The organism is Sphingobacteriaceae bacterium GW460-11-11-14-LB5 (assembly GCA_002151545.1).
Taxonomy (GTDB): Bacteria; Bacteroidota; Bacteroidia; order Sphingobacteriales; family Sphingobacteriaceae; genus Pedobacter.
Window position 1 is genome coordinate 1,446,882 of sequence record CP021237.1, and the last position, 19,261, is coordinate 1,466,142.

Consider the following 19,261-nt stretch of genomic DNA (forward strand, 5'->3'; position numbering starts at 1 on the left):
GGGAAGCAAAGGTTAAAGCAATATTTTCTGCGTAAATCAGCGATATCTGCGGGGACCTTAGGGTAAGGCATTATTTTTATTGTCAGCAGATTGAAGAAGATGCTCGCAGATTTTTTTAAGAGCGAGGACTATTGGCACCTGTCGCAAACGATTACTGCTTCGCAAACACCCAATTTGAATACTAACTGATCACTACAGAATTTCTCCATAATTCGATGATAGTTTTGGTTAAAATTTAAACGATGAAAAGGTTTTTAGGAGTGCTGCTGATTGTGCTAAGTTATAAAAGTCAAACCTATGCTAGGGCTGTTGTTCAAGATGCCCAAGGTATAGATTCGGTAAAAAATATCACTACAGATTCTCTGGGGCGATGGTACACTGGCCAGCCGATGCCCAAAAGAAAGTTTAAGGCCACCGCATTTATTGTACCGGTACTGCTTACTGGTTATGGCTTTGCCGCTGTTTATAACCATGGTTCAGTAAAACAACTCGACGTGAGTACCAAAGCAGAATTACAGGAAGACCATCCTTTATTTGCGGCCCATGTTGATGATTATATCCAATTTGCACCGGCAGCTGCGGTATATGCATTGAATTTATCGGGCATAAAAGGCAAACATAACCTGTTCGATGCTTCGATGTTATATGTAACCTCGGCAGCCATTATGGGCATTTCCACCCATTTTGTAAAACAGGGCGTTGGCAGAGAGCGGCCTAATGGGAATGGCGAAAATTCTTTTCCTTCAGGACACACCGCATCTGCATTTATGGCAGCAGAATTTCTGCACCAGGAGTATAAAGATGTGAACCCCTGGATTGGTTATGCGGGTTATTTTGTCGCCACAGCTACCGGAACATTGCGCATGTATAATAATAAACACTGGTTTAGTGATGTGGTAGCTGGAGCTGGATTCGGGATTGCTTCAACCAAAATATCTTATCTGGTGTATCCATATATCAAAAGCCTTTTCACCACGAAGAAAAATGGGAGTTTTACATTGATGCCCTTCCACCAGCAAGGTAGTACGGGTTTAATGCTTTCGGGCAGATTTTAGGTGATGCCGCTATATTAAACGCATAATATTTTATCTATTCGAATTAAATCGGAACGAAAAATATGGTCATTCTAAGCCAGCTGAAATGAAGGATCGATGTTTTCACGATATCTTTTTTAAGGTAAGAACAAATCGTCCATGGTAACCTGGTGCTGTACCAAACCGATAGCATGAACATTATTTTTAATGCCATAAGTTGTTACCATAGCTAGAAACAATGTTTTTTTCGTCTTACCCTCTCGTCGGAATACATCAAGTTTGTTCTGTAATTCGGCAGCGTAAGTCTTGTCTATAACGAATTCAGTATTGGAGAATTTCATTTCACATATACTGATAACATTATCCTGCCTGTCAAGTAACAGGTCTACCTGCGCACCCATTCCGCTTTTTGGCGCATGTCGCCAGGCAGAAGTTTCGGTAAACACGCCAGAAATGCCCAGGGCCTGCTTAATATGGTTTGTATGTTTTAGGCAAATTCCTTCAAAAGCATAGCCGCTCCAGCTTTTCCATGATGATGTTGACGATTTTTTTATCCATGTGCCTGCACCAGTGGCCCGGGAATTCTCGATAAATTTAAGGTAGAAAAGACTGTATTCGTCACTGAGTTTATAAATGCTCTGATTGGCATTCTTTTGGAAAGGCAGGTGAGGGGTAATGAAGCCAGACTCCACAAGCTCCTCAAGTAAGAGACTGGTAGTCCCCCCACTTTGTAGATTACATGCAGCCATGATTTCGTTTCTTGTCAGTCCCGATGGTTTGTCCGAGAGTGCTTTAACTACTGAAATATGCCTGTCTGCGTTTTCGAACAGAGACCGGTAAAGGTTTGCATACTCTGTTGAAAGGAGGCCGTCTTTAGTGAAACAAAGTCTGTCAATAGCTTGAGTAGCGCTTTCTCCTTTTTTAAGTTCTTTTAGGTAGTGTGGCACACCGCCCATTGCCATAAAAATAGTCAATACCTGGTAACGGTCAATATAGATGTTATTGCTTTTTAAGTATTGTTCGGTTTCGTGCAAGGTAAACGGTAAAAGACGTATTTTTCGGGTTATCCGATTGTGTAAGCCTCCTTTATTGTTGACAACCTTTTTTATCATCCAGGTGGCTGCAGATCCACAGATAGCCACAATCAGATTTGGCTGTTGTGAGGCCCATTGGTTCCAAAAATATTCAAAGGCAGAAAGAAAGCCTGATTTATGCGAGCTTAACCAAGGGAATTCGTCAAAGAAAATTACAGCCCTTCTTTTTTTAAGTATAGGGCTTACAAATTCTTTAAGTTGCCAGAAGGCTTCCGTCCAGTTTTTAGGAGCTGCAGGAGCAAACGGGAAACCTAATGCCTCTGCCATTGCCTTGCTGAAATTAAGCAACTGCTCGGCAGTATTAGCATTGTGTACACCGGATAGTTCAAAGATAAGTTGTTTACGAAAAACAGAGCGGATCAAAAAAGTTTTTCCAACCCTGCGCCTGCCATAAACAGCTAATAGTTCCGATGAAGTTGAGGTAAGCGCCTCTGATAGTATGCTTTTCTCCGCTATTCTTCCAATGAGTAATTCCATGTTTTCTATTTATCTGCAGCCAAAATATAGTTTAAATATACAATTTTGGCTGTGGATATAAAATTATCTGCAGCCAAAATATGCATTAGGTATATTGTTTTGGCTGCAGATATTCTCGTTATCATTTACCTATTCAGGGTCGGCACCGATAGGTGGTGCTTCTTCCTGTAGTTTGGAAATAATATCCTTCATTTTAGGTAAACCAAAATAATGGTGCGCTTCTATTATTTTAATCACCTCGGGATGCGAAACCGAAATATTATATAAGTGAGAACCAGGAATGTTCCATACATCTGATGATTCAGGAGATTTATATTTCTCTCTCGCAGGGTTTTCAATATTAGCAATGTTGGCCACTATTTCTGCTTTTTCTAAGGGGGTGAATTTTTTGGAAGGATCTTCATCGAAAATATGTAGTTCATCCGTGGAATATAAAGCATCCATAAAACTACCTAGTGCATAAATAAATCTATTGTCTGTTGCACTGGTATTTTCTTCTACAAATTTTAATAATCCCTCTCTAATCTGTAATTTATTGTGACTGTCTTTTGCAAAAAACAATTGGCCAATAAATTCTGGGTATCTAGGATTTTGTTTGTAAACAGAATCTAATACCATTTTATTTATTTTCGGCTCTTTATCATAACCATAATCTGTAAGTAAAGTAGTTAAAAAAAAAGACTCGTTATTTAAAAGCCATGCTAAACTAGCTTTGTCGTTATTGAAGATATATTTATTTCTGTGAACTTGAGAAGGTAGAATTGTGATTTTATAAGTATCGTCTTCGTTTATTTTAATCAAGTCTTTTAGTGTTTGAAATTCGGTAATTAAATGCTCCTTTCTCATTAAATAATAATTTTCATTATAGGCGAAAACATCCATTTCACCATTTAATAGTTCCTTATAATCTTTATATTGTTGACCAAAGAGAGTAATGTAGTTGTCTGTTATATTTATTTTGTTAGGACTTTTTAAGTTCTTTATGCCAAATATTTCATTAATCTTTTGATAAAATATTTCATCGTTAACTACTTTATAGCCATTATTTTTTAATCCTAGAAGTAATACTTTTGATGCTAATTCTAAATCTTTAGGCGTTAATTCATATGGATCTTCTGGATCTAGTTCATCACTTACTATCCGTTTTTGATATTCAAGATGTTGTTTAATTTCGTTGATCTGATTTTTTGTTAAATTCATTTGTTTTTCTTTAACTATTTGATTGTTTTTAGTGGGCTTATTTCTACAGGCAATTAATAATAAAATAATCGTGAAGTAGGTTAATGTTCTTTTTATGTACATATGATTGCTTTTAATTAGTTTTTCCATCCTGTTCGTTTTTAATGCCTATTTTTCTATTTAGTGCTTGTATATCACTATAAATATCATTGCTATTTAATTTATCTATGTTTTTAATAGTATAATCCACAGGTATATAAAAACCATATAATTTTTTCTGCTTACTTTTACTTGTATATTCACCATATTCACTAAATCGGATTGAATCATTTTGATTACCACCGAGAAGTATATATTTTCCATTAGTGTTTTTTCCAAATAGTAATCCTGTATGTCCGTGTTTACCGTCAGTGTGTTTGTATACGACAAAACAACCGTATATAGGCTCGGGTATTTTCTTGTATTTAAAATTACTAATAGGAGCTAAGGATGAGGCTGAATTTAAATGACTATATGGAAGTTTAGTTTTTGCATTTTTAGTTTTGCTAATACACCAATTCATGAAAGCTGCACACCACGCACCTTGTTCACCATTTGTTGGTTCAGCAGTGTTTTTGCAATAAGATAAATATTCCTTTGCTTTTGTATACATCGGATTTTCTGACTCCAAACAACCTTTCATCGCTTTAGCTTCATTTAAGGCAATTTCCATCCATGGAGCTCTACTGCCAGTTGCTTTTATCTCAAGTTCTGTCCAATCACAATTGTTAACTTTAAATGTCTTTGAGGTATAGTCATCAAAAGCTTTTTGTTTTTGACTGTAACTATTACCTACTTCGTTACCTACACCATGAGAAACTGGTTTGCTTTCTGAAAATCCATTACTCTTCGCTATCAGCCCATTCCATTTGTAAAATGCCATTGAAGTTAATACCGCAATTTTAATGTCCTTTGCTACAATATCAGAGTTTTTAAGGATGTCTACTTTCTCAAATCTTAAAGTATAGACATTGGCTCTGCTATAATTTTCCCTTCCGGTAAGCTGTATCAAGCCTTTGCCTCTAAAGTTCCAGCCATCTCCTTCTTGTGTGTTGCCAATTCTATTTCCAACACTTCGATTTTTGTCGGCATAAGCCAAGTTGGCAATCATCTGCTCGTTTGCGGCATGGTCTTTTGTCCGCCCATATTTATAGGCATCACTATGATTCTTGGTAAAATAGGAGAAAGGCGGTGAATCCCTTTTGCCAGTTTTTTTATTCAAGTTACCATTGATCAGTGTGTCTGCACTGTAATTCATGCTTTCTCCACTTTTTACATGCAGTTTGGTTCCGGATTCTACCCGGATCTGGCCGAAAAAATGTGCTTTAACCCAGCAGGTATTCATGCCGAGATCTGCCATGTATTTATTATAAGCATTCGCAACTGTTACAAGCGTGGTATTATCCGCATCTTTAAATATTTGTTTTAGTTCTGCCGTAGTAATGTCTTTATCACATCTCGGGCAATCGCTATGACTAACACCTTCCTGTTTCCCTACACCCACCAGCACCTTTCCTCCATTTGCTGGCACATCATTTTTAAATGCTACTAGAGTATTGCTTGTTCCTAAAAACTCCATTTCTTCTATCACGGCATAAAAACGATGCAGTTTTTCACTATAACTTTTCTCCCAGCTTTTAGCTAAAGTAAAATCGAATTCAACCACACCGCTGGAAGTCAAAGGGTGTTCTTCATGATATACAAGTGAATCTTTCCTTAAATTATCGAGTCCCAGGCGGCTTTCCTTGCGATAAATTTTAACGTATACTTTTTTTGCACTGAGGTTACGTGTGCGAATCCGGCATTTCATCTTACTGCCATATAGTGCCTGGATGACTGGTTTGTTTTCGGTTAAAAATTCGATACTTACAATTTCTTCTTTGGTAACCAGCTTTAGTTTTTGCAGCGGTTGTGGAATATTCCCATTTAAGATTTCATATTTTATATTAGTCGAGTATACTTTGAAGTAAAATTCCGTCCCTTCTTTTAGCAGTTTTCTATACTTATCTGCATTGGGGACGAAATGGTATTTATCCAGATCCAATATTTGGTTTTGAGGGATTCTGAAACCAGTAATTACGTGAATGGCTTTCGCTTTACCAGTGTGATCTAAATAACCATATTCTAAATTGATCATTATACCTTCTGCTGCTTTAAATTTGATGTAGGCATAATTTGATTCACCCCAGCCTGTTTTTGTTTTTTTACCACCTTCCGGATATTCCCATTGGGCCAATATAATTTCAGGTTGGGCAACCATTATTTTAGCTGCTACTTTTGCATTTGGCTGTACCATATATGCCTGTACGGTATACTCGCCAGGTTCGTCAAATTGATGGGTTATGGTTTCACCAATTTTCGATTTAAAAGCCTCAATTGGTTTGCCATCTACATTTTTACAGATCCATTTTACAGCTGCAATTTCCTGCGGTAATGCAGGCAATATTTTGAATTGGTCTTTTACACTAAAAGTTATCTCTTCTTTTATTCTCGTACTTTGTGTCGAAGTGATGATTGAAGTAATTCCGTTTTTTAAAGCTTGAATCTGTTTTGACTGTTTTGGAATACCATTAAAATAGGCTGAAACTATATAGGTACATTCCTGATCGCAGATTACCTTCGTCATGTTTCCTGTCGGGATTAACAGTATAGGCACACCAGTGCCACTTGTTTTGGTTACCTGCCAGTTAATAGTATTGGTGTCGCCCGGTATAGCGACTGATGGAAAAAGGCTTTTAAGCCTAAATTCTATAGGTGTCTGTATCCTTACTTTGGTTTTTCCATCGATCGTTGTTACAGTTTCAATCTCATTTTCTTTAATAGTATATGGCCTGGTTACTTTTTTGTCGCCATTGGTTTTACCATAAGCTTCAATCAGGTATGTACCTGCTTTTTTAAAAGTAACGGTAAGGGTTTCTCCTGCATCATTGCGCAATTGCATGGGTGTGCCGTTTACATCGTAAATGATCCAGTTTACGCATTGTTTATCTGCATCGATTGGTTCACCATCAAAATTGGCTTTAAAAGTAATCGGGCTATTAAGAGGTTGTTGCGCTCCGTATGTTAAAGTAGTTATAGATTTTACTGTTGCACCATCTTCATCTTCATTTTTGCTGCCTGTTCGGTATGTATCATCTCTTCGGTAAGCAGTGGACCATTAGCTGCCCAGCTACCTGCATTTGCATTTTCTAGCTCTTGCGCGGTAATGTTGGCTTGTTGTCCATGCTGTACAATTTTGATATTTCCATTCTTTGCTGTACATATTGCAGCGCTTTTATCATTTAACACATAAGCTCCATTTGGTAGTTCTACCTTTTCATAATAATCTTTCCATTGTAATTTGGCGGTACAGGGGGCTGGTTTACTTGGATCTGGCACTTTGCATTGGCCGAAGTTGATATTAAGTAATTTATTGTCTAAAGTGGTCGCAATAAGTTTTGTTTCGCCATCATCATTAATGATGTAATTATTATGGCTGAGTACTTTAAGTTGTTTTGGAGCAGGATCGACAGCTTTATCACAGATGCATTTAGCACCGTGGCACACCAGTAGTTCGGTGATTTTTCCATTTTGTACAGGATCATCTATTCCTTGCCTGCCTGAAGCTTTGGATACAGTTAGGTCATCCCTAACCTCATCATTGCTTAGGTTCTCTTCGCTATTTGGTGGTTCAGTTTCAATATTCCAATCCATTTGGCGGTATCTAATTGGTTGTTAAAGTAATTTTTAATGTTTTTTTATAGCTGTCACTCGCTACTAATAAATAAGTACTTTCCAGGGCGTTGCACCAACCAGTGATTGGATCTATCCGATAAAACCCTTCAACACTAATTTCTGTGAGTTCACTGTCTGTCTTCGTTTTTAACCAATTATTAAATCCTGGTTGATCAACATTCCCGGTCCAGTTACCAGAAAATTTAATTAGTTTTTGATTCGCTGATATTTGAAGTGTCCACTTTTCATTAAATTGAATAGGAAAGGGGCAGAGGCCGTACACCTCTCTTTTTCGGTTAAATTGGTTTTCTACAAAAGTTGCATCATAAACTCCCCTGAAATATTCGTTAAGAAATAAGTCTTGCTTGATCTGTTGGGTTAATACTTCACCAGGCAGCATTTTTTGGTCAACCGCTGTTAAGGTCGAATCAATCCAGTCTCCAGTGTAACTACTGGCTACATTTTCTCTAATGGCTAACCATTTTTGCCATAGTTCATTTTGTTTTTCAACTCTTAGGGGCATTCCGTTAAATCCTATTTTTAAGGTTAGCTGGTGTAGTGCTGCAGAAATCTGCTGCACGAATAAATCAACATCATTATCGGGTAGTGCGTCTATCAAACTTTGTTTGCGTATAATTTCGATATGCTGATGGCCAGACCAAAAAGAGGCCTTAGCTGGTAAAATATCTATATTAAAAAGCTTAAAGATGGATTCATCTTTAAATGTTGTTTTTTCAGCGATTTCTATTTTGAAAAGTATATTTATAGGTTTTTCTAAAGGTTTGTAATCGATTTTATTCATTTTTATACATTTGATTTTGCTAATGCCGCAAGACCGGTTTACCCTTTTTATCTTGAAGGTTCATATCGATCATACTTTATCTTATATTTACTTTTAAGAATTACTTCTTTTGCCGCATTGAAATTTATATCTCCTTGAGTAGAAAACCATTTAGCACTGCCAGTATTTTCAGTGATGGTTTTGCTGATGTATTTAATCGTTCCCATGTTAAAACAATTTGACCTTGTTACCGCTTTTATTCACGATCTCTTTGGCACTATGAAATTCAATATTCTCCCGGGTACTGTTTAGACTGATGTGTTCTGCGGTTTTTTCGATGTGGGTAGCCGTTTTATTAATGTTATTATTAGCTACCATGGTAATATTTTCGGCCATTATTGAATGGTTTTCGCCGGCATTGTTGCTTATATTTCCTGCTGCATTACTGTAGATATGTTCTCCAGCAGCTATAGATATATTTTGCTCGGCATTGATATCTATGTTTTTAGCCCGGATACTGATATTTTCTGGAGCAGAAATCTCAATACTCGATGCATTAGTATCAAAGCGTATAATATTTCGGTTTTTATCTGTAATGGTAATGGTTTCAGTGCCGGCAGCATCATTAAATTCGACTAAATGGCCGCTTCTGGTGGCAATTGTTTTTAAATGATTGTGCTCGTAACCACCTGCACCGTTAATGCCATGGAAAACACTTCCCATTACAATTGGTCTGGCGATATTCCCTTCTTCAAAAGTTACGGCAACCTGATCTCCAACTTCAGGTATAAAAACAAATCCCCTGTTCATATTTACCTGTTCACTACTTCCGGCATCAGGCGCAATTACCCTCAGCCATTCGGTAATATCGTTTGTCAGGCATTTCCATTTAAACTTTACTTTAATCCGGCCTTGTCCTTCGGGATCATTATTGTCCATTACATCTGCCAACAGTAGATCCGGATTTGGCTTTTTATAATTCTTTACCATAATACGCTCCGTGGCGGCTGGTAAACCTGTAAAAGTATTATGGTATTTGCCTGCAATATCTATATGGTGATGAATATTGGTAATCAGGAATTTACCTATGTTTTCGGTTATAAAAGCAGCCTCCTTCCTCACACTCATTGTAATTTCAGCAATATTGCCAATACTTAATTCAGCGTTATCTCCTGTGGCGCTGATTTTAAGAAGTTCTGCTATGGTGGCTTTTTCTTCATTCTCTACATGGCTTTTCATGTCGTTACTGTTATCTACACGAATGAGCGAGGGCTGATTGAATGTTTTGTTGTAAGTGCGGTTCGAAGCCTGTATGGCATGGGCTAGATCGAGTATGCCATCTACTGTGCCTGTGCTTTCACTATGCAGCATTTCATCCTGTTTAGGGTCATATGCAAAGCGGTTATGCTTGATTGGTGAAATTTCCATGGCATACTGAAGTGTCTGTACATCTCGGCCATAAAAAAGCGCTACTTCTTTCTGCTCATCTGGTTTGCCAAAGTTGAGCTGTTTGCCATCGTAGAAAAACCATTCATGATATTCGCCCGATAAGCGGTTCAGAAATTCAAAATCACTTTCCTTGTATTGAATAAGATAATCAATAGGCTTTTTCCTGCTGGCATTGCGTATAACTTTAAGATCACTAGCAGAGGTATCTTTTGTAACCAGCGCTATAATTTCATTTAGGTCTTTATCCAAGTAAGAACCCAAATCGGGACCGCGGTCTATTAGAATTGTAGGACTATAGCCACTTACAATTAAAACACCATGGTAGCCATGGCTCTGTGCGAGTTCTACCTTGGTAACCAAACCTGCAAATTCTTGTAGTTTACTAGCGTGATATCCAAATGAGGCAGTAAGTGTTTTACCTACAAAATCGCGGCTATCATCAAGATTGATTAGACTGGGCAAGCCAAATTGATCCTGCTTAAACCGAAGTTCGAAATAATGATGCCCGTTAAATTGTTGCTCCAGATCGAATGAGTCAAAGTGTATTATGGCTTTGTCTTCAATATTGATTTCGGTGATGAGTTTGTTTTCCATAAGAGATCGTCAGAAAAAACAATAAATAAACGCGAATGCTCATCTTCTTTTTATCGCTGATGTTACTCGCTCTCTATTTGTTAGACAAAAGTTTAACCAGATTTAACTATTACGCTTATGTTTAAATAATAAAGCGGCTTTATTCGATCGACATAGGCTGATAAACCGCTTTTAAGCTCTTGAAAGCCATTTTTAACTGCTACATTTTGCGGAAAAGGATAAAACAGTTTTTGTTATATACTGGATGTAATGATTTTTTTGTTTGTCTTATTTCCCCAATAGCTTTGCCTTTGTGGAATTACTTCCTCAATTTTTAATGATTTCCACAGCTCTTGTTTTGTTTAAAGTAAAAGCTTCAGCCCATTTTTAAATAGCGGTAAAAGGAGAGAAGCTTTAATTAATATTTGCCGGGTACCAGCTTATGTGGCAAAAGCCTTAAAGTATGGGTTAAATAAGCCTTGCAAATAGCCGGTTTGTTTTGGGCTTAAATAAAGCGGTAATATTAAAAATTAGTCAATCGTTTGCGCTGATATTTATGTTGTAATGCTCATTTGCTTGTTCTACTTTTAAAAAATACAAATCAACAAAACCGAAAAGAACCAGCACAAATGCGTACCCATTTGCTTAAAAAAACACTTGTTTTAGGGCTATTAATAGGCTTAACTGTTAATAGCTGGGCCCAAAAAGAAAACACCTTTGCCATAGGTGCCGAATCTTTTGAGCTGAATGGCAAGCCGTATATTATACGCTGTGGTGAAATGCATTTTGCCCGGATACCCAAAGCCGAGTGGAAACAACGTTTGCAAATGGCCAAGGCCATGGGGTTAAACACGGTTTGTGCCTACCTATTCTGGAACATACACGAAAAACAGCCCGATCAGTTTACCTGGACAGGGCAGAGCGATGCGGCCGAGTTTTGCAAACTGGCCAAAGAGGTGGGTTTATACGTCATATTAAGGCCTGGGCCATATTCTTGTGCCGAGTGGGAGTTTGGCGGTTTCCCATGGTGGCTGCTTAAAGATAAGAGCATCCGCCTGCGCACGCAACATCCTTACTTTTTAGCAAGGGCCAAAAAATACCTTTTAGCGGTAGGTACGCAGCTGGCGCCATTACAAATTAGCCGTGGCGGCAATATTATTATGGTGCAGGTAGAAAACGAGTACGGCAGCTACGGCAACGATAAAGATTATATGAACATCATTAAAGCCAACTTACAGGAAGCTGGCTTTACGGTTCCATTATTTCATTGCGACGGACCTTCGCAGTTAAAAAACGACCATCCCGAAGGTTTATTTGCGGTGGTAAATTTTGGCAGCGGGCCTGAAGCTAATTTTAAAGCTTTAAGGGCCATACAGCCTACAGGGCCATTAATGTGTGGCGAATATTATCCTGGCTGGTTCGATAGCTGGGGCAGGCCGCACCACAAAGGAGATACCCAGCGTATTGTAGCCGAATTAAAATACATGCTCGATCATAAGGCTTCGTTTAGTATTTATATGGCACATGGCGGAACAAGTTTTGGTACTTACAGCGGTGCCAATGCACCACCATACCTGCCGCAAACCAGTAGTTACGATTACGATGCCCCTATTGATGAGGCCGGTAACGCAACCGAAAAGTTTTACGCCATACGTAAGTTATTTTCCGGTTACCTGCAAGAAGGTGAGGTATTGCCAGAGGTACCTGCTGCAAACAAAATTCAGCAATTGCAGCCGGTAAAATTCAGTTCAATCGCCATACTATCCAAAAACCTGCCTAAGCCTGTTTTAGCCGATACAGCCATGTTGATGGAAGATTTAGACCAGGATTTTGGTTGTGTGGTGTACGAAACCAGTTTAACCGCAGGCCCAAAATCGAGCCTGGTGTTTAAAGATATCCACGATTATGCTTTGGTATATATTGATGGTAAAAAGATTGGCGAATTAGACAGGAGAAAAAATAAATTCAGCATCGAAATCCCGGCCAGAACGGCTAAAAGCACATTGAGAGTTTTGTTAGAGGCAACAGGCAGGGTAAATTATGGCTACCAGATGCACGATTGGAAAGGCATACATGGCGCCGTATACTTAAGCGAAAACGGGCAACAAACCGCTTTAAAAGGCTGGAAAAATTACCCGGTGAGGCTGGGAGAAGTGAATATTCCGCTTCGTTACGAAGCGCTTGCCAATCAGCCTGCTGCAGCTTCTTTTTATAAAGGAAGTTTTACTGCCGATAAGTTACAAGATACTTACCTCGATATGGGTAAGTGGAATAAAGGTTTAGTTTGGTTAAATGGAATGTGTTTGGGTAGGTACTGGAATATCGGCCCAACTCAAACCATGCTGGTACCAGGCAGCTGGTTAAAGAAAGGGAAAAATGAAATCGTTGTTTTTGACCTCTTCGGAACAGAAAAACCAGCATTAAACTTTTTAGATAAACCCATTTTGGATGTGGTGAACGAAAAACAGCCCGAGCTGCATAAAAAACCTAACCAGAAATGGGTTACGGATGCACAACAGGCTTATGCTGAAGGTAGTTTTGCAAACGATAACAAATGGCAGCTGGTAAATTTTAAACCAGTAACGGCACGTTATTTTTGTCTGGAAGCGTTATCTGAACAAAAAGGACAGCCTTATACCTCAGTGGCCGAAATTGTACTGCTGGATGAAAAGGATAACGAAATTCCGCGCAGCGATTGGAAAATAGTATATGCCGATAGTGAAGAACTGGGTGGCGATGATGGAAATGCAGCTAATGTTTTCGATTTACAGTTTACCAGTATCTGGCATACCCAGTGGGAATCGAAATCGCCAAAACCACCACACCAGATTGTGATAGACCTGGGTAAAAATTACACCATAAAAGGTTTAAAGTTATTACCCAGACAAGATAATGCCAATGGAAGAATTAAAGATTACAAATTATATTTTAACCAAACACTTTTTAAAAACCTTTAGTGCTGTTAACGAGCTGTAAGTGAATGGTTTTTAAGGCGAAAAAAGTGCGAAATAATAGCAAGTAAAACGTTTGTTCAGTATTAACCCGGATCAATAAAAAAACTAAACAATAAATATTAAATAACACAAATGGAACGTAGAGAATTTATCAAAAATGGTGCATTCACGGCTGCGGGTTTAACCGTCCTGCCAACCGGAAGTTTATTTGCATCATCAGACAGTGGAAAAGTAAGAGTAGGTTATATCGGTGTAGGTGCACGTGGTATGAGCCATATTTCTGAAGGTGCCTTAAGAGACGATGTAGAAATTGTTGCAATTTGCGATACCCAGGAAAGCTCGCTTAAAGTTTGCCGTAACTTTATCGCTAAAAAAGGCAGACCGGCAGCAACAGAGTATACCGGTGGTTTAGATGCTTATAAAAAACTTTTAGACCGTAAAGATATTGATGCCGTAATTATTGCCACACCATGGCAGTTTCACAGAGATCAGGCAGTTGATGCCATGAAAGCTGGTAAATATGTAGGTTGCGAGGTAATTGCAGGTTTAAGTGTGCAGGATCACTGGGATATTGTAAACACTTCTGAAAAAACAGGAATGCCTTACATGACCTTAGAAAACGTTTGTTACCGCAGAGATGTAATGGCCGCTTTAAATATGGTTAGACAGGGGCTTTTCGGCGAATTGGTACACCTTGAAGGTGGTTACCAGCACAACTTAAGAAATGTGCTTTTTAACAACGGTAAAGATTATTATGGCGGTGGGGTAGAGTATGGACCAAAAGCATTAAGCGAAGCACAATGGCGCACGCAGTTTAACATCGATCAGGATGGCGATTTATATCCAACCCATGGTGTTGGTCCATTAATGCAATATGCAAACATTAACAGAGGAAACAGCTTTACCAGCCTGGTATCGTTCAGCTCTAAAGCAAGAGGTTTGGCAGCATATGTAGAAGAACTTTCTCCTGGCCACCCTAACGCTAAAATTAATTATAAAAATGGTGATGTAACCACTACATTAATTAACTGTGCAAACGGCGAAACCGTAATGTTGAGTCACGATACCCACTTACCTAGGCCATATTCTATCGGTTTCAGGGTACAGGGAACAAAAGGGCTTTGGATGGATGTAAACAAATCAGTACACATCGAGCATAAATCGAAAGATCATGCCTGGGATAAAGCTGACGAATGGTTTGCTAAATACGATCACCCGCTTTGGAAAAAATATGAAAAAGAAGCTGTAGGTGCTGGTCACGGTGGTATGGATTGGTTTGTATTTAATGGATTTATCGAAGCGGTGAAACAGAAAAAACAAACACCTATTGACGTATATGATTCAGTTACCATGAGTGTAATTATGCCACTTTCTACCAAATCGTTAAAAGAAGGAAATATGCCACAAAAATTCCCTGATTTTACAAAAGGTAAATGGAAAGATCGTAAAAATACTTTCGCTTTAGACGATAGCGGTTTTTAGTCCCGTGTGCGGGTAATGCCCTATGGCTTACCCGCATTATTTAACAAGCAACTTTATCCGGGCCATCATTTTTTTTATTGATTTCCCGGAACAATTTTCATTCAAATATATTACCATCTTATGTTTCAAGCAGTATTAGGTGCTTATGGACTTAACGCAGAAAAATTTAAAATTGAACCTTTCGGCTCGGGCTTAATTAACCATACCTGGAAAGTTTACGGTGAGGGATTAGCCTATATCCTGCAAGAGGTGAATACGGAAGTTTTTCGCCAGCCTCAAAATATTGCTCAAAATATTGAGACAATAAAAAAATACCTCGATCAAACAGCCCCTAAATACTTGTTTGTTGCCCCAATTACGGCAACAAATGGAGATGATTTTGTGGTTCTCGACGATCACTTTTACAGGATTTTTCCATTTGTGGAAAATTCTTGCTCTATTGATTTTGTACATGAGCCTGAGCAGGCTTATCACGCTGCCAAGCAGTTTGGTAAATTTACCAGGATGCTTTGTGCCTTCAACGTACAAAAATTAAAGCCCACCATCGAAGATTTTCATAACCTGCCTTTACGTGTAGAGCAGTTTAAAAAAGCTTTAGAACAAGCTGGTGAAGAAAGGATTGGTGAGGCAAAGTTTGCTATAGAAGAGATAATTAAACATTACGATATAGAAGAGCAGTATGTACACATGGTAGACAGCGGTGCGCTTAATTTGCGTGTGGTACACCACGATACCAAAATTAGCAATGTACTGCTACAAGCCGAAACCGGCGTGGGTTTATGTGTAATTGATTTAGATACCGTAATGCCAGGCTACTTTATTAGCGATGTAGGCGATATGATGCGTACTTATCTGTCGGAAGCTAACGAAGAGGAAAAGGATTTTAGCAAAATAGCCATCAGAGAAGATGTTTTTGCCGCCATACATAAAGGCTACATGGAAGAAATGGACCAGGTTTTGGCCTTTACCGAAAAACAGTTCTTTATTTATTCGGGTAAATTTATGATTTACATGCAGGCAGTAAGGTTTATAGCCGATTTCTTAAATGGCGACATTTACTATAAAACGAATTATCCGGGGCACAATTTGGTAAGGGGCTTAAATCAGATCGATTTATTGAATAAGTACATCGCCAAAGAATCGAAATTTGAAGAAATTATTAAGCAGATTAACGAAAATAGAGTAATAGACTCTAAAACAATATTAAACTAATAAGGTAAAGGCAAGGTGTTCAGTTTTTATGCTTCATCGTTTGGGCTGGACATTCCTCTTACCTTTTTTACACTTCATCTCATCTGTTATTTCTTAACGGATGAGATTCGTATTGGATAACGCGCAAACGTTTGATAAATGCGATTTTACTTTAGATGCGGTCATGTTCAGCTTCCCGAAGAATCCTATCGGGTGGACACATTTCTTTGATTGGATTTTTTAGCGTCTTTATCTAAGGCGATCGTCATGCTGAACTTGTTTCAGCATCTTTTTTGCTATTAAAAACATTCTTGTCCAAAAAATAATTATTAATTTTTGCCACTCTCTGCCGCGGAGGCATGGTAGTTTTTCGCAGATCATGCTGTTTTATTTGTGCTCAAGTCCCGATTTTCATCGGGGTTGGAGCGCCAAAGTACTCAAAGCGCTTCGTCAATCCAGCAATGTGCATTCACACAAAGCCTATTCGCATCAAAAAACCAGCGGCACTTTGTTTTGTGCTTTAAGTGCTTGGGTAATGCCAGTAGAAAACGTGTACAAAACCACTGCGTTTTAGGTTTGGTAGTGCCACTTGTTCTATTATGCAACTGTTTTTTTGATTTCCCTGCACTTGGGATTGACGGACGTTCTTCGGCAATATCTGTTTGTTCTTTTAAGCAAGCTAGCATAATGCCTTAAGAGATGTGTCCACACGATAGGAAGAATCTGGACAAGTAGTCGAAACACCTTAAGCGTATTTAATAGGTCCTTTGATAAGCTCAGGATGACAATTCTATAGATGATACAGCCTTTTTGATGTATTTTACCAAAAGATTTGTGGTTAAACGATTTGTTTTTTGCTAAGACTTTCAAAGCAATCGCCTGTTTCATCAGCGCAGCTCGCCTCCAGGCGATTCATTTTAAATACCCAATATTTCATTAGCGGATAGTTAAAACCATAAGAAACGATACTGTCAATTAGAAGCCTGCCGATTTTATAATCTATATTTAAGCTTTGGTGCAGCAAAAAAGTACCGCCAGATTTTAACGAGATACTGCCCAGCACCACGGTAAAAAAACGGATGAGCTGACCAGTGGTAGAACTGTGATAACCATCGTTAGTTTTAAAAGCCCAAAAACGGTTAATGCAAAAATTAACTAGCCCACCCAGGGTTCCGGAAATTAAAATAGAAATGGTAAAATGGATGTGCAACCACTCGGTTAACAGTATCATCAAACCATAATCGGTAACACCACCAGAAAAAGCTGATACCTGCGCTTTCAGAAAAAGTTTAACCGATGCCCAGCTGATCATTCTTTTTCCTCCCTGTCTTTGGCATCGCCTGCTTTTAAGAGTTTAAGCGTATCGATAATATTGATGACCCATAACAATAGGGTTACAGCGATGGCAAAATAGGTGATGCTGCCTGCAATTAATGTTTCAATAATAAGGATAAATGAAATAATTACACGTAATTCCGTTGGGCCTAAATACCCTGAATCGATTTGATAAAAACCGGTTATTTTATAGCGGAGCTGACTAATAATCATCGACCAGCCATAAAGTACCACAAATAAAAATGCGAAAATCTGTGTGGTTCCGCTGGCATAAAAGTAATAGCCTAAGCCAATGAGGATAATGCTGAGCCAATCCATCACAATGTCGAGGGCAAAACCATACCATTTTCGGGCGATCTTACGGTAATAGGCCAGTCTGCCATCAAGCGAATCGCCAAGCCAATTGATGATCAGGCCTAAAATGCCGATCAGTAAATTATTTCTGGAATAAAAACTGCCTAAAATAAAAGCCGAAAAAACAATTAATGATCCAAACATGCCAATACCCGTCATTATATTTGGCGTAATCCAGTCTGGAACTTTTTTAAGCAAAAATAAGATTAACCTTTGCTCACCCTTACGTAACATATTGGTTCGTTCGCGGTCTGAAAATACCCTTTTATGCGCTGTATTCGCTTCTTTCTCTTTAATAATAGCCTCCAATTTAATATCCCACTAATATAAAGCCAATTAACATAGCGGTTTCTGGTCGATAAAATTTTAAACTGATTTTCTTCGGTATTCCCTTAGCAAAACCACTGATTTGCTTTAGCTTCCCTGATCTGACCAGGTAAGTGAATGCGAGTACAAATAACATCAATTATTTAACTATGCCTGCAAAGCGCTGGTAAAATACAGTTGGACTATTCTCATTTTTTGGTGCGTATTTACCCGCAATAATTGGAACATAGATCACACGTCTTCTGCTTTCCTCACCACGAATGGCCGATTCTGCAACCCTGTGCCACAGTCTTCCATCGTGGATGGTTAAATCTCCTGCTTCGGGTAATATCGATACCTCTTCAGCATCAGGTTTGTTATCCAGAAAGTATTTTTTGCGGAAAAGCATTTGGTAAATACTCTGTTTATGGGTACCCGGAATAATTTTTAACCCGCCGTTTTCAGGTTTTAAGGTACTCAGGTGAATGCCTACATTGAGCATTGGGTTTAGTTTAGCGCCGTAGAAAATATCCCTTAAACCATCTGTATGCCAGCCCATTTTACTAAACTTACTTTCCGGCCCGTTAATGTAGTGGTTAAACACCATGCCATCTTTTTCTTCAGTACCCAGGCGTGCACCTTCACCTGCCAGTTGAAGCAATGCATTAAACCGTGGATCTAATAACAAACCGCTTAAAGTTTGATGTTGCTGGTTGATAAAAGCAAAACGCTGTACAATGGCCGAACCATCAAGATCTTTCCCATATTTAATCGGCACACCGTTTATTTTTTTAATATCTTGCTCAATCCACTTTTGTTCAACCTGTTTAGAAGCATCGATAATGGCGTTTACGGTTTCGGGTTTGATAAAATTTTTGAAATGGATAAATCCATGCGTGTTAAAAAAGTCGAGCTGTTGTGCTGTTAATTGTTCAGATAGGGTAAAGGTTGGATACGATGTTGCCATGTGTCGAAATTTAATGATTATGAAAAGGATAAATTGGAGTTAGAGTTATGCGCAGCAACAGCACATTCGCATTCGCGAGTGGTTCGGTACTGAAGGAAAATAAAACACAAATGTTTTATTCGACATAATCTATAGAATTAGTAGTATTTAATACAAACGTAACATATTTTTAATATTCCAAAGAATTTAATTGGAAATATTTTAAAATATTTTTTTAGAGAAGTAAATTGATGACTTAGGCAGGAGCATTAAATAAGATATTTCCATTATCCGGCTGGCTAATTTTATTAAATGACTTTCTTCTTTTTCGAAGCGCAATAGCTGTGCAAAGC

At 38.4% G+C, this 19,261-nt stretch carries 14 protein-coding genes; 4 read left to right on the plus strand and 10 right to left on the minus strand.

The annotated features are described in order from the left end of the window. The first annotated feature begins 242 nt into the window (after nucleotides 1-242). A complete protein-coding gene (locus CA265_05890; GenBank protein ARS39227.1) occupies nucleotides 243-1,055 on the plus strand; it encodes a PA-phosphatase in 813 nt (270 codons plus the stop codon). 116 nt (nucleotides 1,056-1,171) lie between these two features. Here CA265_05890 and CA265_05895 read toward each other — a convergent pair whose 3' ends face one another. The 6 genes from CA265_05895 to CA265_05920 all read right to left on the minus strand — a co-directional run bounded on the left by CA265_05895 (nucleotide 1,172) and on the right by CA265_05920 (nucleotide 10,361). Then, nucleotides 1,172-2,605, minus strand: coding sequence for an ATPase (locus CA265_05895; protein ID ARS39228.1), 1,434 nt, complete (start codon nucleotides 2,603-2,605; stop codon nucleotides 1,172-1,174). Between the two features lie 129 nt (nucleotides 2,606-2,734). Continuing rightward, nucleotides 2,735-3,934, minus strand: a complete 1,200-nt coding sequence (locus CA265_05900; GenBank protein ID ARS39229.1) for a hypothetical protein — start codon at nucleotides 3,932-3,934, stop codon at nucleotides 2,735-2,737. Next, the gene (locus tag CA265_05905; protein ID ARS39230.1) at nucleotides 3,918-6,764 is read right to left on the minus strand and encodes a hypothetical protein; all 2,847 of its coding nucleotides are present in this window, start codon (nucleotides 6,762-6,764) and stop codon (nucleotides 3,918-3,920) included. Before CA265_05905 ends, CA265_05900 begins: the two co-directional genes overlap by 17 nt. A 140-nt stretch (nucleotides 6,765-6,904) precedes the next feature. Then, complete coding sequence (locus CA265_05910; GenBank protein ID ARS39231.1) at nucleotides 6,905-7,516, minus strand: hypothetical protein; 612 nt, start codon at nucleotides 7,514-7,516, stop codon at nucleotides 6,905-6,907. A gap of 10 nt (nucleotides 7,517-7,526) precedes the next feature. After that, entirely contained in the window at nucleotides 7,527-8,339 is an 813-nt protein-coding gene (locus tag CA265_05915; protein ARS39232.1) for a hypothetical protein, read from the minus strand. 207 nt (nucleotides 8,340-8,546) lie between these two features. Next, nucleotides 8,547-10,361 carry a type IV secretion protein Rhs gene (locus tag CA265_05920; protein ID ARS39233.1) on the minus strand — a complete coding sequence of 605 codons (1,815 nt, stop codon included), beginning with the start codon at nucleotides 10,359-10,361 and terminating at the stop codon, nucleotides 8,547-8,549. A gap of 551 nt (nucleotides 10,362-10,912) precedes the next feature. Here CA265_05920 and CA265_05925 point away from each other — a divergent pair. The 3 genes from CA265_05925 to CA265_05935 all read left to right on the plus strand — a co-directional run bounded on the left by CA265_05925 (nucleotide 10,913) and on the right by CA265_05935 (nucleotide 15,988). Further along, nucleotides 10,913-13,297: a hypothetical protein gene (locus tag CA265_05925; GenBank protein ID ARS39234.1), complete on the plus strand. Its 2,385-nt coding sequence runs from the start codon at nucleotides 10,913-10,915 to the stop codon at nucleotides 13,295-13,297. A 129-nt stretch (nucleotides 13,298-13,426) separates the two neighbouring features. After that, a complete protein-coding gene (locus CA265_05930; GenBank protein ID ARS39235.1) occupies nucleotides 13,427-14,776 on the plus strand; it encodes a glycosyl hydrolase in 1,350 nt (449 codons plus the stop codon). A gap of 120 nt (nucleotides 14,777-14,896) precedes the next feature. After that, on the plus strand, nucleotides 14,897-15,988 hold the full coding sequence (locus CA265_05935) for an aminoglycoside phosphotransferase (GenBank protein ARS39236.1): 1,092 nt from the start codon (nucleotides 14,897-14,899) through the stop codon (nucleotides 15,986-15,988). A 416-nt stretch (nucleotides 15,989-16,404) separates the two neighbouring features. Here the strand turns inward: CA265_05935 and CA265_05940 are convergent, their stop codons facing one another. The 4 genes from CA265_05940 to CA265_05955 form a co-directional block, all read right to left on the minus strand. Beyond that, the gene (locus tag CA265_05940) at nucleotides 16,405-16,653 is read right to left on the minus strand and encodes a hypothetical protein (GenBank protein ID ARS39237.1); all 249 of its coding nucleotides are present in this window, start codon (nucleotides 16,651-16,653) and stop codon (nucleotides 16,405-16,407) included. 152 nt (nucleotides 16,654-16,805) lie between these two features. Then, complete coding sequence (locus CA265_05945) at nucleotides 16,806-17,279, minus strand: polysaccharide biosynthesis protein GtrA (GenBank protein ID ARS39238.1); 474 nt, start codon at nucleotides 17,277-17,279, stop codon at nucleotides 16,806-16,808. After that, entirely contained in the window at nucleotides 17,276-17,953 is a 678-nt protein-coding gene (locus tag CA265_05950; GenBank protein ARS42901.1) for a CDP-alcohol phosphatidyltransferase, read from the minus strand. The genes CA265_05945 and CA265_05950 overlap by 4 nt, the downstream gene beginning before the upstream one ends. 169 nt (nucleotides 17,954-18,122) lie before the next feature. Further along, nucleotides 18,123-18,929 (minus strand): phytanoyl-CoA dioxygenase, encoded by an 807-nt coding sequence (locus CA265_05955; protein ARS39239.1) that lies wholly within the window; start codon nucleotides 18,927-18,929, stop codon nucleotides 18,123-18,125. Between the last annotated feature and the right edge of the window lie 332 nt (nucleotides 18,930-19,261).

What these genes read in the sequence shown, in the direction of transcription:
- CA265_05945 (ARS39238.1), bottom strand. Translation starts at nt 17,279, where the DNA reads ATGATCAGCTGGGCATCGGTTAAACTTTTTCTGAAAGCGCAGGTATCA.
- CA265_05935 (ARS39236.1), top strand. Translation starts at nt 14,897, where the DNA reads ATGTTTCAAGCAGTATTAGGTGCTTATGGACTTAACGCAGAAAAATTT.
- CA265_05930 (ARS39235.1), top strand. Translation starts at nt 13,427, where the DNA reads ATGGAACGTAGAGAATTTATCAAAAATGGTGCATTCACGGCTGCGGGT.
- CA265_05940 (ARS39237.1), bottom strand. Translation starts at nt 16,653, where the DNA reads ATGCTAGCTTGCTTAAAAGAACAAACAGATATTGCCGAAGAACGTCCG.
- CA265_05910 (ARS39231.1), bottom strand. Translation starts at nt 7,516, where the DNA reads ATGGATTGGAATATTGAAACTGAACCACCAAATAGCGAAGAGAACCTA.
- CA265_05905 (ARS39230.1), bottom strand. Translation starts at nt 6,764, where the DNA reads ATGCAATTGCGCAATGATGCAGGAGAAACCCTTACCGTTACTTTTAAA.
- CA265_05920 (ARS39233.1), bottom strand. Translation starts at nt 10,361, where the DNA reads ATGGAAAACAAACTCATCACCGAAATCAATATTGAAGACAAAGCCATA.
- CA265_05915 (ARS39232.1), bottom strand. Translation starts at nt 8,339, where the DNA reads ATGAATAAAATCGATTACAAACCTTTAGAAAAACCTATAAATATACTT.
- CA265_05890 (ARS39227.1), top strand. Translation starts at nt 243, where the DNA reads ATGAAAAGGTTTTTAGGAGTGCTGCTGATTGTGCTAAGTTATAAAAGT.
- CA265_05895 (ARS39228.1), bottom strand. Translation starts at nt 2,605, where the DNA reads ATGGAATTACTCATTGGAAGAATAGCGGAGAAAAGCATACTATCAGAG.
- CA265_05900 (ARS39229.1), bottom strand. Translation starts at nt 3,934, where the DNA reads ATGGAAAAACTAATTAAAAGCAATCATATGTACATAAAAAGAACATTA.
- CA265_05955 (ARS39239.1), bottom strand. Translation starts at nt 18,929, where the DNA reads ATGGCAACATCGTATCCAACCTTTACCCTATCTGAACAATTAACAGCA.